This is a genomic window from Corallococcus praedator, assembly GCF_003612125.1.
In the GTDB taxonomy this organism is placed as follows: Bacteria; Myxococcota; Myxococcia; order Myxococcales; family Myxococcaceae; genus Corallococcus; species Corallococcus praedator.
In genome coordinates, this window is sequence record NZ_RAWI01001028.1 from 1 (window position 1) to 447 (window position 447).

Genomic DNA, 447 nt, shown 5'->3' on the forward strand with positions numbered 1-447 from the left:
CTCTCGATCACCACGCCCACGCTCTTGTCGGCGATCTTGATGAGGGGGGTCTCGGAGGCGCCGACGCCGTCCTTGCGGACGCCCTCGCCGCGCAGCACGGTGTTGTTGCGCACCACCAGCCCGTCGGTCTCGCCCACCACCAGGCCGTTGGCCGCGCCGTTGACGATGACGTTGTCCTCGATGGTGACGTTGCGGTAGAACATCTCGCGCCCCGCCTCGCCGCGGTCCACCTGGTCGTTGCGCATGAAGATCGACTGCGTGGCGGTGCCGTTGCCGATGTCGAGGACGTTGTCGCGGATGATGACGTCCCGGGTGGGCGTCCTGGTGCCGTTGGTCCAGAACTGGATCATGTCGGGGTGGTCGGCGGAGGTCGGCGAGGCGCGGAAGTCGTGCAGGCGGTTGCCCTCGATGACGACCCCGTCCATCGCGCTGAAGTTCATGCCGTCC

General features: G+C 67.6%; 1 protein-coding gene. It reads right to left on the minus strand.

The genetic code is table 11. The annotated features are described in order from the left end of the window. Positions 1–425: right-handed parallel beta-helix repeat-containing protein (locus D7Y13_RS42890; protein WP_208734635.1), on the minus strand; the 425-nt coding region annotated here is incomplete at its 3' end. Between the last annotated feature and the right edge of the window lie 22 nt (positions 426–447).